This is a genomic window from Microbacterium sp. (genome assembly GCF_036277215.1).
In the GTDB taxonomy this organism is placed as follows: domain Bacteria; phylum Actinomycetota; class Actinomycetes; order Actinomycetales; family Microbacteriaceae; genus Microbacterium.
In genome coordinates this window covers 1-11,986 of sequence record NZ_DASUNI010000138.1, presented here as the reverse complement: position 1 = coordinate 11,986, position 11,986 = coordinate 1, and the positions used below count along the sequence as shown (strand labels likewise).

Here is an 11,986-nt window from a genome sequence, read left to right as displayed (position 1 = left end):
ACCGCTGCGGCCATCAAGGAAGAGCTGCGCGAACGCGTGGCCGCGCTCGCGGAGCGCGGGATCGTCCCGGGCATCGCGACGGTCCTGGTCGGAGCCGACCCCGGATCGCAGCTGTACGTCGGGATGAAGCACCGTCAGTCCGAGGCGATCGGGATGAATTCGATCCAGGTCGAGCTGCCCGCCGATGCCACGCAGGAGCAGGTCGAGCAGGCCATCGACGAGCTCAACGCCGATCCCGCGTGCCACGGATTCATCGTGCAGCTGCCCCTGCCGAAGCACATCGACACGGACGCGATCCTGGAGCGGATCGACCCCGACAAGGATGCCGACGGGCTCCACCCGACGAACCTCGGACGCCTCGTCCTGAACGTCAACAGCCCGATCACCTCGCCGCTGCCGTGCACCCCCCGGGGCGTCATCGAGCTGCTGGTGCGCAACGGCTACGACCTGAGGGGCAAGCACGTGGTCGTCGTCGGTCGCGGCGTCACGATCGGGCGCTCGATCGGGCTGCTCCTGACCCGCCGCGAGTACAACGCGACCGTCACCCTCACCCACACCGGAACGGTGGACGCCGGCCAGTACCTGCGCCAGGCGGACGTCATCGTCGCCGCGGCCGGCGTGAAGCACCTGATCACCGCGGCGGATGTCAAGCCCGGTGCGGCCGTCCTCGACGTCGGCGTGACGCGAGAGCAGGACTCGGAGACCGGCAAGGCGAAGGTGTACGGCGACGTCGCGCCCGAGGTCGCCGAGGTCGCCGGCTACCTCTCGCCCAACCCCGGCGGTGTCGGCCCGATGACCGTCGCGCTCCTGATGATGAACGTCGTCGAGGCCGCGGAGCGCAGCGCCGGCTGACCGGCGCCCGCGCCTACGCGCGGAAGCGCGCGAGGAACTCCTGGGTGCGCCGCTCCTTCGGGAAGCCGAACACCTCGGCGGGCGAGCCCTGTTCGAGGATGAGCCCGGCGTCGAGGAACACGACCCGGTGCGCGACGTCGCGTGCGAATGCCATCTCGTGAGTGGCCATCAAGATCGTGGCGCCGTCGGCGGCGAGGGTGCGCACGAGATCCAGCACCTCGGTGACCAGTTCGGGGTCGAGCGCGCTGGTGATCTCGTCGAGCAGAAGGACCTCGGGGCTCGTCGCGATCGCACGCGCGATCGCGGCCCGCTGCTGCTGCCCTCCGGAGAGCCGGTCGGGATGATCGCCGGCCTTGGCGGCGAGGCCCACGCGGTCCAGCAGCTGGAGGCCGGCTGCATCCGCGTCTCTGCGCGTGCGCCCCTGGACGTGGCGCATGGCCATCGTCACGTTCTCGAGCACCGTCATGTGCGGGAAGAGGTTGTACTGCTGGAAGACGACGCCGATGCGGGCCCGGACGAGATCGGCGTTCACGCGCGGGTCGGTGATGTCGAGGCCGGAGAGCCAGATCTGACCGTCGTCGACACGCTCCAGGAGGTTGATGGTGCGCAGCAGCGTCGACTTGCCCGATCCGCTGGCACCGATCAGCGCGACCACCTCGCCCTGCTCGACGGTCAGGTCGATCCCGCGCAGGACGTCGTGACCGTCGAAGGACTTGCGCACGCCGTCCAGGCGCAGAACGGGATCCCTCACACGATGCCTCCGACCTGCTCGCGTGCGCGCACGCGCGCCGTGTACCAGTCCGTGAGCCGGATGGTGGGGATCGCGAGCAGGACGAAGAGCAGCCCGGCGACGACGTACGGCGTGAAGTTGAAGAATGCGGCGGTCTCGATCTGCGCCGCGCGGACGGCGTCGACCGCGCCCAGGATCGAGATCAGCCCCACATCCTTCTGCAGGGCGACGAAGTCGTTCATCAACGCGGGCGTCACCTTGCGGACCGCCTGCGGTACGACGACCAGCCGCATCGTCTTCGCGTGACTGAGCCCGAGGGAGCGCGCCGCCTGGCGCTGGGCGGGATGGACGGCCTCGATTCCCGCGCGGAACACCTCTGAGACGTATGCGGAGTAGGTCAGAGTAAGCGCGATGGTGCCCCAGATCTCGGCCGGCACTCGGAACGGGATCAGCTGCAGTCCCGGGATGCCGAAACCCACCAGGTACAGGACGATGATGAGCGGGATGCCGCGGAAGAGGTCGGTGTAACCCGCGGCGAGCGCCCGCAGCGGCAGCCAGATGGGGCCCTGGAGCGTGCGGATGGTCGCGAGCAGGAGCGCGACCAGCACGACCGCGACGGAGGCCATCGCGAGCACCCGCAGGTTGAGCAGGAACCCTTCCCACACGCGGGGCAGCGCGGCGATGAACACCTCGCCGTTGAAGAACGACTCCTGCACGCGCGCCCACCCGGGCGTGTTCAGCACCACCACCCAGACGATCGCAGCCAGCACCAGGGTCGAGATCAGGCTGATGACGACCGACTTCGCGCCCTGGCGCTTGCGGTATGCGCGCCGCTCCAGCTCGACGGGGCTGACCTCTGGCGCCGGCCGGAGGAGGGGCGGGCCTGTCATCGGGCCAGGCTAACGGAGCTGCGCGGCATCACTTGAGCAGCGGAGCCTGACCTTCGCCGCCGAGCCATTCGGTCGCGAGGTCGTCGAGCGTTCCGTTCTCTCGGAGGGCGTCGACCGCCGCGGTCACATCGGCGGTGAGCGGGGAGTCCTTCGCCAGGACGAGCCCGAACTGGTCGCCTGTCGCTCCCTCGGGCGTCGGCAGCTGTCCGACGAGGACGCCGTCGGTCAGCTCCACTCCCGAGATGTAGAACGCGGTCGGCAGGTCGAGCACGATCGCATCCACCTGACCGTTCTCGAGTGCGAGCTTGGCGTCGTCGTTGGAGTTGAACGCCTGGGCGCCCTGCGTCGGCTGGATGACCTGCTCGATCGCGCTGAAGCTCGTCGTGCCGGTCTGCGCCCCGATCAGCAGGCTTTGCAGGTCGGCCAGAGACGTCGCGTTCGCCGCCGGCGAGGTGCCCGTCGTCACGACGACCTGAGTCGTCTCGTAGTACGGCGACGAGAAGTCGACGGTCTCCTCGCGCTCGTCCGTGATGGAGAACTGCTGCAAGTTGATGTCGAAGTCCTTCGGGCCGGGCGCGATCGCCTCGTCGAAGGTGGTGCGCACCCACACCACGTCGTCCGCCGCGAAGCCGAGCTCCTCGGCGACGGCATAGGCGACGGCGGCTTCGAATCCCTCGCCGCTCTCGGGGTCGTCGTCGATCACCCACGGGTAGTAGGCGGGCTCGCCGGTGGCGACCGTGAGCTTCCCGTCGGTGACATAGCCCGTGCCGGCGGCATCCGTCGCGGTTCCGCCGGACGGAGCGCTCGACGCGCAGCCGGCGAGTGCGAGGGCGGTCAGGGCCGCTGCGGCGATGGGCAGGAAGGGACGACGCGACATGGGTGCCTCCAGGACTCGGGTGAGCGCAGCGTGCCCTGCCGACGGCACGCTGATCGTGAACCCATCATGATCGCACGGCCCCATCCGCGCGCGCATCGAGTCGTCCTGTTACGAGCGGGCTGTCACAGTCGGGCCTCGGCGGCGGCGAGTGCGGCGCGCGCACCCGCGGTGGGTGCGATCTCGACGAGTCCGCGGTACAGCTTCACGAGGGTCTCGGCATCGAGGGTGCCTGTCCGAGCGCGGTCGCAGTGCACCGCCTGGATCGCCGCCTCGAGCTGGAACCGCCCCAGCGGATCGCCCAGTGTCGACGCGCGTCGCAGCAGCGCCCGTCCCTCCGCGATCAGCTCCGCATCCCACAGCGCCGGGTCCTGTTCATCCAGCGGCGGCCACGGCCGACTCGTTCGCGCAGGTGCGCGTGACGCCGAGAAGGTGAGCAGAGCCGCAAGACCCCAGGCCTCCGCCTCGGTCTCGAGCAGACTCGCCAGCAGCACGGCGAGCCATCGCGCCTCATCCGCGATCGATTCCCGTACGCGGTCCGGGTCGGATGACGGTGCGTCGAGCCAGTCGATCGCGTACGCGCCGTAGACCGCCTCGAGCACGGCGGTCAGTCTGGGGCGCATGTCGGCTCTGGCCGGCACGACGAAGGGGATGCCGGTGTCGCGGATGCGCCGTTTCGCCCGCACCAGCCGCTGGGCCATCGCCGCGGGCTCCACCGCGAACGCGCGCGCGATGTCGGCCGCCTCGAAACCCAGGACGACCTGCAGCATCAGCGGGGTGCGGATGCCGGGGTCGATCGCGGGATGAGCGCAGGCGAACAGCAGCTCCAGCCGCTTGTCCGGGATCTGCTCGCGGTCGGCGACGATGTCCGCGGGATTGCGCTCGTCCGCTTCGAGCACACTCTCCAGGAGCGGCGCAGTCGTGCGCGTCGCGGCCGAGCCCAGCAGGTCGCGAAGGCGGTTGCGTGCCACGGTGACCAGCCACCCTTCGGGATTGTCGGGGATGCCGGCGTCCGGCCATGTCCGCAGTGCCTTCTCGAACGCATCCGAGAGCGCGTCCTCGGCAAGCGCGACGTCGCGGGTCGCGGCGGCGATCACCGCGAGAAGGCGGCCGTAGGATGCGCGCGCCGCTCGTTCCGCGGCGGCGCGCGCATCCGCGGCAGCTGTCATCGGTAGTCGAACGCCGTCCATGCGCCGTCGACGAAGCGGGTGCCGGAGGGCCGGATCTCGACCGCCCCCCAGTTGACCGACGGCGCCTTGCCCGCCCACTCGATCGCTGCGTCGAGGTCGTCGACCTCGATCACGAACGTGCCGCCGAGCTGCTCCTTCGTGTCGGCGAACGGTCCGTCCTGGATCCGCAGGGAGTCGCCGCCGCGTACCGTCGTGGTCGCAGACGAGGGCTGCAGCACCTCGGCGGACTGCAGCACACCGGCCGCATCCAGTGCCTTGGCGTAGTCATCGAACTCGCGCATGCCCTCGGCGAGGGCCTCGGGGCCGAGGTCGTCCGCGCTCATCTCGGGGTAGTGGAGCAGGAGTGTGTAACGCATGGTGTCCGTCTTTCGTTCGATCGGTCAGTGACACCCCTATGACGGTCGGGAGTCCGCTCGATCGACATCCGACCGAGATCTGGTCAGCTCTTGCCCAGCTCGTCGAGCATGCGTCGCTGCTCGTCGGTGAGCCCGTCGTGCAGTTCCCGCCGAGCGGATGCCGCATCCGAGCTCGTCAGCGTCGTCGTCGACGCCGGACCGGCGGTCTGCCGCCGACCGGTCGCCTTGTCGAAGAGCGCCCCGGCGTGACCCTCGACCCGGTCGTCGACCGCGTCGTAGATCGCCCAGCCGACCAGGATGATCACCGGCGGGAGGATGTAGCCCCACAGCCACCCGGCGACGCTCACGCCTGAGAACACGACCGTGAGGATCCACACGATCAGCGCGACGACGAAGACCAGCGCGCCCTGGACGACCTTCTCACCGACCTTCGTCCGCTGGTGCGCGGACTTCGCGGCCATCGACCGGAACCAGTTCGTGATGAGCGGCTTGATCCAGATCGTGAGAGCGGTGAGGATGATGCCCGCCCACAGCGCCGCCCAGCCCACGCGCGCCGGCGTGAGCCAGCCGATGAGCAGCAGCACCACGACGTTGAAGACCAGCAGCGACAGGAACCGGACGACCCACTTCTTCATACCGCTACGTTGCCACGGGCCGGAACCGCGCGCCACCGCGCCCGGGCTCGGGGAGGTCAGTGCATCCGGACGAGCTGGTCCAGGTCGTCGTTGGGCAGCGTGTCGACGATCGCCATGACCTCCATGCCGACCAGGCTCACCCGGCCCGAGATGGTCGTCAGGAACGCCGAGTCGGCGGCATCCCGACCCGTTGCGATCCGCACGAGCGTGGAACGGGGCGCCAGGGTCGTGGAGTCCACGACGTGCCATCCGTCTTCGACCCACGCCTCGGCGACCGCGTGGAAGTCCATCGGGAAGAGCCCGGGCGCGTAGCAGGAGACCAGTCGGGCGGGCACGTTGAGCGCGCGCAGCAGCGCGACCGTGAGGTGCGCATAGTCGCGGCACACGCCCTGCCGCGCGAGCAGCGTGCGGGTCGCGCCATCGGTGGGCAGGCTCGAGCCGCTCACGTACGACAGGTGCGTGCCGACCCACGAGGAGACCGACGAGAGCAGCTCGGCGCGGTCGGTGATGCCGCCGAACTCCGCGAAGGCGGTGGGTCCGAGCGCGTCGGATTCCGCGTAGCGGCTCGGTCGCAGATACGTGATCAGGTCGGTCGCGTTCGCAACGGTGGCCGCGGCTTCACCCTGGATCGACGCTTCGTAGGAGGCCACCAGTCGCCCGGCCGGACTCAGCACCTTCTGCAGACGCGTGCCGTGCGAGTCCGGAACCGCCTCGAAGGTGATCGGCTGGCCGTCGAGCGTGAACGTGATGTTCTCGGTGACAGGCGTGTGGTGTCCACTCACCGCCATCGAGAAGACGAGCTCCGCGGGCTCGGTCACGTCGAGTTCAATGCGGCTGGAGACATCCCTCTTCATGTGTCAAGCGTGCCATGCGAACGCACTTGCCTCTGACGCGTGCAGGTCTGTGACACGCGCTGTCGACCCGTAAGTGCCATCGACAAGATGTGCCCCGTCCGATACGGTGTGGCTAAACCGGTTTATTAAACCGGTTCAGGAGGCAGAGCAGCCGGATGAGCGACACGTCGCGCGAGGGTCGGGTCCGACGACCGACGATTGCGGATGTCGCTGCGCGCGCGGGTGTGAGCAAGGGACTCGTCTCGTTCGCGCTCAACGACCGGCCGGGTGTCAACGTCGCGACGCGCGACCGGATCCTGGCCATCGCCGCCGAGATGGGCTGGTCGCCCGACGTGCGCGCCCGATCTCTCAGCACCAACCGCTCGTTCGCCCTCGGGCTGGTCCTGCAGCGCGACACCGCCATCGTTGCCGGAGACCCGTTCTTCCCGGCGTTCATCGCGGGCGTCGAGCGCGAGCTCTCGCCGGCCGGGCAGGCGCTCGTCTTGGCGTCCGTGCCTCCGGGCCCGCGGGCGGCCGAGACGTATCGCAAGCTCGCATCGGAACGCCGGGTGGACGGCGTCTTCATCTCCGACCTGCGCGCGAACGACGAGCGGCTGGCGCTCGTGCAGTCGCTCGGACTCGCCGCCGTCACGCTCGGCCACCCCGACATCGAATCGCCGTTCCCCTCGGTCACCGTCGACGACGTGGACGGCATGATCGCCACCGTCGACCACCTCGCCGAACTCGGCCACCGGCGGATCGCCCACGTCTCCGGGTCGTCCGAGATGCTGCACGCGCGCCGACGCCGAGATGCCTTCGAGTCGGCCTGCGCGGGGCGCGGCGTGGACTGTCGCGTACTGGAGACGGACTTCAGCGCGCGGCAGGGCGCTGAGGCGACCACGGTGCTGGTCGCGGACGCCGCGACCCGGCCGACGGCGATCACCTACTCGAACGACCAGATGGCGCTGGCGGGCGTCGCCGTGGCGCAGCGGATGGGCCTGTCGGTGCCCGCAGACCTGTCGATGGCCGGATTCGACGACAGCGACATCGCGCGCTACGTGTATCCCTCGCTCACCTCGGTCGCCACCGACGCGGTGGAGTGGGGCGCCGCCGCCGCGCGGGCGCTGCTCGCCGCGATCGCAGGTCTCGGCTTCGAGGACACCGAGCTGGCACCGGCCCGTCTGGTGGTGCGCGAGTCCACCGGGCCGGCGCCGTCATCAGCTTCATCACACCCCCCACCCCGTACTGCCCGCGCTCGCTGACCTGGCCGATCCAGGACCGCGAGTCGGGTGAATTCAGGAGGCGGCGAACGTCGCTTTCTCCCCAGGAAGGAAGAACAATGCGAAGAAGCATCAAGGTCACGGCCCTCGTCGCCGCCGGAGCGCTCACGCTCACCGCCTGCAGCGGCGGGGGCGGCGGCGGCGCCGGAAGCGACGACCTCGAGGCACGAGGCGACATCACCATCTGGTACTCGAACAACGAGGGCGAGATCGAGTGGGGCAAGCAGATGGTCGAGGCGTGGAACGCCGAGCACCCCGACGAGCAGGTGAAGGCTCAGGAGATTCCCGCGGGCGACAGCAGCGAAGCCGTGATCGGCGCCGCCATCACGGCCGGCAACGCACCCTGCCTGATCTTCAACACCTCGCCTGCCGCCGTGCCTCAGTTCGAGAAGGCGGGCGGGCTCGTGTCGCTGTCCAGCTTCGAGGACGGCGATGACTACATCAACGCACGCAGCGGCGACAACGCAGCGCAGTACGCGTCGGCCGACGGCGAGTTCTATCAGATGCCGTGGAAGACGAACCCGGTCGTCATCTTCTACAACAAGGCGATGTTCACCGCGGCCGGCCTCGACCCCGAGGCGCCGGCACTGTCGACGTACGACGAGTTCCTGGAGACGTCTCGCACCCTGACCGCGTCCGGTGCGGCTCCGTATGCGATCTACCCCTCGCCCGCGAGCCAGTTCTTCCAGTCGTGGTTCGACTTCTATCCGCTCTACGCCGCCGAGACCGGGGGAACGCTCCTCGTCGAGGACGGCAAGGCGACGTTCGACTCCGAAGCGGGCGCGACCGTTTCCGAGTTCTGGGCGACGATGTACGAGGAAGGCCTCTCCGGTAAGGAAGAGTTCAACGGCGACTCCTTCGTCGCGGGCAACTCGGCCATGACGATCGCCGGGCCCTGGGCCATCGACTACTTCGGCGACGACGTCGACTGGGGCACCGTGCCCGTGCCGACATCGGCCGGAACGCCCGCTGACGAGACCTATACGTTCAGCGACGCCAAGAACGTCGGACTGTTCACGGCGTGCGAGAACAAGGGCACCGCATGGGATGTCCTCAAGTTCGCCACCGGCGAGGAGCAGGACGGACAGCTCCTCGAGCTGACCGGCCAGATGCCCCTGCGTCAGGACCTCACCGCGGCGTACCCGGACTTCTTCGCCGCGAACCCCGCATACGAGGTGTTCGGCGACCAGGCGGGACGCGTCGTCGAGGTGCCGAACGTGGCGAACTCGATCGAGGTGTGGCAGACCTTCCGCGACGCCTACTCCAAGGCCGTCATCTTCGGCGAGGGTGAGATCGACGCCTTCCTCAGCGACACCGCGGCCGAGGTCGACGCCCTGGTCGCCCAGGGCTGACGGGCAGACCGGTCGCGCCATGGTCACCACGACCACTCCGCAGGCCACGGAATCGGCCCGGGCGGACGCGCAGCGCGCGCGTTCCGCCCGGCGCCGGCGCCGCATCCTCGGAGAGAACCCGCTCGGGCTGCTCCTCAGCGCCCCGTACCTCATCTTCATCGCCGCCATCTTCGCGTTCCCGCTCGGGTTCGCCGTCTGGATGTCGTTCCACGACTACTTCTTCGCGGCTCCGGGTGCGGACGTCGAGCGCCAGTTCGTCGGCTTCGACAACTTCATCGCGGTGGCCACGGATCCGGCGGTGCAGCGCTCGTTCCTGAACGTCGGCATCTTCCTGATCATCAACGTGCCGCTGACCGTGGTCCTCGCACTGCTCCTCGCGACGGCGCTGAACCGGGTCGTGCGGGGGCGCCTGTTCCTGCGGGTCAGCTTCTACGTGCCGTACGTGACGGCATCCGTCGCGGTCGTCGGCGTGTGGCTGTTCATGTTCAGCCAGAACGGGCTGGTCAACCAGATCCTGGGTCCGCTCGCTCCGGACCCCTCGTGGCTGATCAACCCGTCCCTCGCGATGCCGACGATCGCGCTGTTCGTCACGTGGAAGCAGCTGGGGTTCTTCATCCTGCTGTACCTGGCGGCGCTGCAGGCCGTGCCGCAGGAGCTCTACGAGTCGGCGGCAACCGACGGGGCGGGCGCCGTGCGCACCTTCTTCTCCGTGACGGTGCCCGGAGTGCGGCCGGCGACCCTGCTCGTGCTGCTGATCGCGACGATCACCGGCGCGAACCTGTTCACCGAGCCGTACCTGCTCACGAACGGTGGAGGCCCCAACGGGGCGTCGACCTCGCCCGTGCTGCTGATGTACCAGAAGGGCATCGAGCAGGGAAATCCGGACGTGGCGGCGGCGATCGGCGTGATCCTCGTGATCCTCGTGCTCGTGTTCGCGTTGATAGAGCGCAGATTGGTGGGAGGTGACGAGTCATGAGTGGCACCGGCTCACGCGCAGAGGCGCGCAAGACGACACAGACGGATGCTGCTCCGCGTCGCCGCGGTCATCCCGGCCGCGCGGGGCGGATCGCGCGCTGGATCGTGCTGGCGGTGGGGGCGCTGGTCTTCCTGTTCCCCTTCTACTACATGGTCATCGGGTCACTGCAGACGGAGCCCGACCCGACTCCGGCCGGGGCCTTCCCGAATCCGGCCAACATCACGGGCCAGAACTACGTCCAGATCAACGAGCGCATCAGTCTCCTCTCGGGGCTGGTGAACTCCGGCATCTTCACCGGCGGGGTGATCCTGTGCACGGTGGTGTTCGGGGTCCTCGCCGGCTATGCGCTCTCGGTGCTGTACTGGCGCGGTCGCGGTGTGACGTTCGCGATCGTCCTGCTGGTGCAGATCGTGCCGTTCCAGCTGCTCATGATCCCGCTGTACGTGCTGATCGCGCGGGACTACGGGCTGGCCGACACGCACCTGGGCATGATCCTGCCGTTCGCGATCAATTCGGCAGCGGTGGTCATCTTCCGGCAGTACTTCCTGCAAGTCCCGCGGGCGCTGTTCGACGCGGCGCGGATCGACGGCGCGAGTGAACTGCGCGTGCTGTGGAGCGTCGCCCTGCCGCTGGTGCGGCCCGCTCTGCTCACGGTCGTCCTGCTCACCTTCATCGGCCCCTGGAACGAGTTCCTCTGGCCCTTCCTGATCACCAAGGAGCCCTCCATGCAACCGTTGGCCGTATCGCTCGCGAACTACATCACAACCGTGGCCGCGTCCGCGTCCAACCCGTTCGGGGCGATCCTGGCCGGTGCGGTGGTGCTGGCCATCCCGGCGGTGGCACTGTTCATCATCTTCCAGCGACAGTTCCAGAGCACCGACATCGGCTCGGGGGTGAAGGGTTGACCCTCCTCGACATCCCCGTCGGCACGGTTCCCTACACGCTCACCCGCGTCGGCGTCGTGATGACGCCGGAGGAGGGCAACCCCTACGAGGTCGAAGGCGTCCTCAACCCGGCCTCAGGCCGCGGTCCCGACGGGGAGGTGTACCTGCTGCCCCGGCTGGTGGCCGCGGGCAACGTCTCGCGGATCGGGCTCGCGCGCGTGATCGTCGAGGACGGCGTGCCGGTCGGCGTCGAGCGCGAGGGCATCGTCCTGGCGCCCGACCGGCAGTGGGAGCGCGGCGTCGGCAACGCCGGCGTCGAGGATCCGCGCATCACGTGGATCGCCGAACTGGACCGGTTCGTGATGACCTACGTCGCGTACGGGCCCCTCGGTCCGCGCACCGCCCTGGCGGTGTCGACCGACCTGCGGGAGTGGCGACGGCTCGGCCCGGTGATGTTCGCGTTCGACGATGCGCTCGACACCGACCTGAACCTGTTCCACAACAAGGACGCGGTGTTCTTCCCCGAGCCCGTCCTCGCGCCGGACGGCGTGCGCAGCTTCGCCGTGCTGCACCGTCCGATGTGGGACCTCAGCGAGACCAAAGCCGATCAGGGGGTGCTGCTGCCGGCGGGCATCACCGATCCGAGACAGTCGATCTGGATCAGCTACGTGCCGGTGGAAGCCGTGAAGCAGGACCTGTCCGCCCTCGTGCTGTGGAATCAGCACCGGTTCCTCGCGGGCCCGCAGTATCCCTTCGAGGTCACGAAGATCGGAGGCGGTCCTGCCCCGGTGCGGATTCCGGAGGGATGGCTGCTGCTGCACCACGGCGTGACGGGGCGCATCGAGAAGGCGTTCGACCACCAGCAGAACGTCCACTACGCCGCGGGAGCGCTCATCCTGGACGCCGAGGATCCTTCGATCGTCCTGGCCCGGACGGCCGTTCCGCTGCTGGAGGCGGAGACCGAGGACGAGCGCGGCGGAATCGTGCCGAACGTCGTCTTCCCCACCGCCATCGAGGAGATCGAGGGAGTGCGGTACGTGTTCTACGGGATGGCGGACTCCAAGATCGGCGTCGCGCGCCTCGACCGCGTCTGACCTGACCGCGAGACTGCAACCGGGCGTCGAGACTGCGGGT

Annotated in this window: 13 protein-coding genes; 6 read left to right on the top strand and 7 right to left on the bottom strand. The window is 69.0% G+C overall.

Going from position 1 to position 11,986, the window contains the following annotated elements:
* The coding region (locus tag VFX99_RS07205) for a bifunctional methylenetetrahydrofolate dehydrogenase/methenyltetrahydrofolate cyclohydrolase (RefSeq protein ID WP_329665622.1) at nucleotides 1–852 on the top strand (852 nt) is incomplete at its 5' end.
* A gap of 13 nt (nucleotides 853–865) precedes the next feature.
* Here the strand turns inward: VFX99_RS07205 and VFX99_RS07200 are convergent.
* From VFX99_RS07200 to VFX99_RS07170, 7 genes are all read right to left on the bottom strand, one after another.
* The gene (locus VFX99_RS07200; protein WP_329665621.1) at nucleotides 866–1,603 is read right to left on the bottom strand and encodes an amino acid ABC transporter ATP-binding protein; all 738 of its coding nucleotides are present in this window, start codon (nucleotides 1,601–1,603) and stop codon (nucleotides 866–868) included.
* Nucleotides 1,600–2,472, bottom strand: coding sequence for an amino acid ABC transporter permease (locus tag VFX99_RS07195; RefSeq protein WP_329665620.1), 873 nt, complete (start codon nucleotides 2,470–2,472; stop codon nucleotides 1,600–1,602). Before VFX99_RS07195 ends, VFX99_RS07200 begins: the two co-directional genes overlap by 4 nt.
* Nucleotides 2,473–2,500: 28 nt before the next feature.
* Nucleotides 2,501–3,349, bottom strand: a complete 849-nt coding sequence (locus tag VFX99_RS07190) for an ABC transporter substrate-binding protein (protein ID WP_329665619.1) — start codon at nucleotides 3,347–3,349, stop codon at nucleotides 2,501–2,503.
* A 122-nt stretch (nucleotides 3,350–3,471) separates the two neighbouring features.
* On the bottom strand, nucleotides 3,472–4,515 hold the full coding sequence (locus VFX99_RS07185) for an RNA polymerase sigma factor (protein WP_329665618.1): 1,044 nt from the start codon (nucleotides 4,513–4,515) through the stop codon (nucleotides 3,472–3,474).
* Nucleotides 4,512–4,892: a YciI family protein gene (locus tag VFX99_RS07180; RefSeq protein WP_329665617.1), complete on the bottom strand. Its 381-nt coding sequence runs from the start codon at nucleotides 4,890–4,892 to the stop codon at nucleotides 4,512–4,514. Before VFX99_RS07180 ends, VFX99_RS07185 begins: the two co-directional genes overlap by 4 nt.
* A gap of 83 nt (nucleotides 4,893–4,975) precedes the next feature.
* On the bottom strand, nucleotides 4,976–5,527 hold the full coding sequence (locus VFX99_RS07175) for a hypothetical protein (RefSeq protein ID WP_329665616.1): 552 nt from the start codon (nucleotides 5,525–5,527) through the stop codon (nucleotides 4,976–4,978).
* Between the two features lie 56 nt (nucleotides 5,528–5,583).
* Nucleotides 5,584–6,381 carry a transglutaminase-like domain-containing protein gene (locus tag VFX99_RS07170; RefSeq protein ID WP_329665615.1) on the bottom strand — a complete coding sequence of 266 codons (798 nt, stop codon included), beginning with the start codon at nucleotides 6,379–6,381 and terminating at the stop codon, nucleotides 5,584–5,586.
* A 155-nt stretch (nucleotides 6,382–6,536) separates the two neighbouring features.
* On the opposite strand from VFX99_RS07170, the gene VFX99_RS07165 reads away from it, so the two are divergent.
* The 5 genes from VFX99_RS07165 (at nucleotide 6,537) to VFX99_RS07145 (ending at nucleotide 11,946) form a co-directional block, all read left to right on the top strand.
* Nucleotides 6,537–7,622 (top strand): LacI family DNA-binding transcriptional regulator, encoded by a 1,086-nt coding sequence (locus VFX99_RS07165; protein WP_329665614.1) that lies wholly within the window; start codon nucleotides 6,537–6,539, stop codon nucleotides 7,620–7,622.
* A 77-nt stretch (nucleotides 7,623–7,699) separates the two neighbouring features.
* Nucleotides 7,700–8,992, top strand: a complete 1,293-nt coding sequence (locus tag VFX99_RS07160; RefSeq protein WP_329665613.1) for an extracellular solute-binding protein — start codon at nucleotides 7,700–7,702, stop codon at nucleotides 8,990–8,992.
* Between the two features lie 19 nt (nucleotides 8,993–9,011).
* The gene (locus tag VFX99_RS07155) at nucleotides 9,012–9,968 is read left to right on the top strand and encodes a sugar ABC transporter permease (protein WP_329665612.1); all 957 of its coding nucleotides are present in this window, start codon (nucleotides 9,012–9,014) and stop codon (nucleotides 9,966–9,968) included.
* Nucleotides 9,965–10,873, top strand: coding sequence for a carbohydrate ABC transporter permease (locus tag VFX99_RS07150; RefSeq protein WP_414684331.1), 909 nt, complete (start codon nucleotides 9,965–9,967; stop codon nucleotides 10,871–10,873). Before VFX99_RS07155 ends, VFX99_RS07150 begins: the two co-directional genes overlap by 4 nt.
* 59 nt (nucleotides 10,874–10,932) lie before the next feature.
* Entirely contained in the window at nucleotides 10,933–11,946 is a 1,014-nt protein-coding gene (locus VFX99_RS07145; protein WP_329665623.1) for a glycosidase, read from the top strand.
* The last annotated feature ends 40 nt before the right edge of the window (nucleotides 11,947–11,986 follow it).

Coding starts and splice junctions, on each gene's coding strand:
- VFX99_RS07150 (WP_414684331.1), top strand. CDS start 9,965: ATGAGTGGCACCGGCTCACGCGCAGAGGCGCGCAAGACGACACAGACG.
- VFX99_RS07175 (WP_329665616.1), bottom strand. CDS start 5,527: ATGAAGAAGTGGGTCGTCCGGTTCCTGTCGCTGCTGGTCTTCAACGTC.
- VFX99_RS07155 (WP_329665612.1), top strand. CDS start 9,012: ATGGTCACCACGACCACTCCGCAGGCCACGGAATCGGCCCGGGCGGAC.
- VFX99_RS07170 (WP_329665615.1), bottom strand. CDS start 6,381: ATGAAGAGGGATGTCTCCAGCCGCATTGAACTCGACGTGACCGAGCCC.
- VFX99_RS07145 (WP_329665623.1), top strand. CDS start 10,933: ATGACGCCGGAGGAGGGCAACCCCTACGAGGTCGAAGGCGTCCTCAAC.
- VFX99_RS07160 (WP_329665613.1), top strand. CDS start 7,700: ATGCGAAGAAGCATCAAGGTCACGGCCCTCGTCGCCGCCGGAGCGCTC.
- VFX99_RS07195 (WP_329665620.1), bottom strand. CDS start 2,472: ATGACAGGCCCGCCCCTCCTCCGGCCGGCGCCAGAGGTCAGCCCCGTC.
- VFX99_RS07180 (WP_329665617.1), bottom strand. CDS start 4,892: ATGCGTTACACACTCCTGCTCCACTACCCCGAGATGAGCGCGGACGAC.
- VFX99_RS07185 (WP_329665618.1), bottom strand. CDS start 4,515: ATGACAGCTGCCGCGGATGCGCGCGCCGCCGCGGAACGAGCGGCGCGC.
- VFX99_RS07165 (WP_329665614.1), top strand. CDS start 6,537: ATGAGCGACACGTCGCGCGAGGGTCGGGTCCGACGACCGACGATTGCG.
- VFX99_RS07190 (WP_329665619.1), bottom strand. CDS start 3,349: ATGTCGCGTCGTCCCTTCCTGCCCATCGCCGCAGCGGCCCTGACCGCC.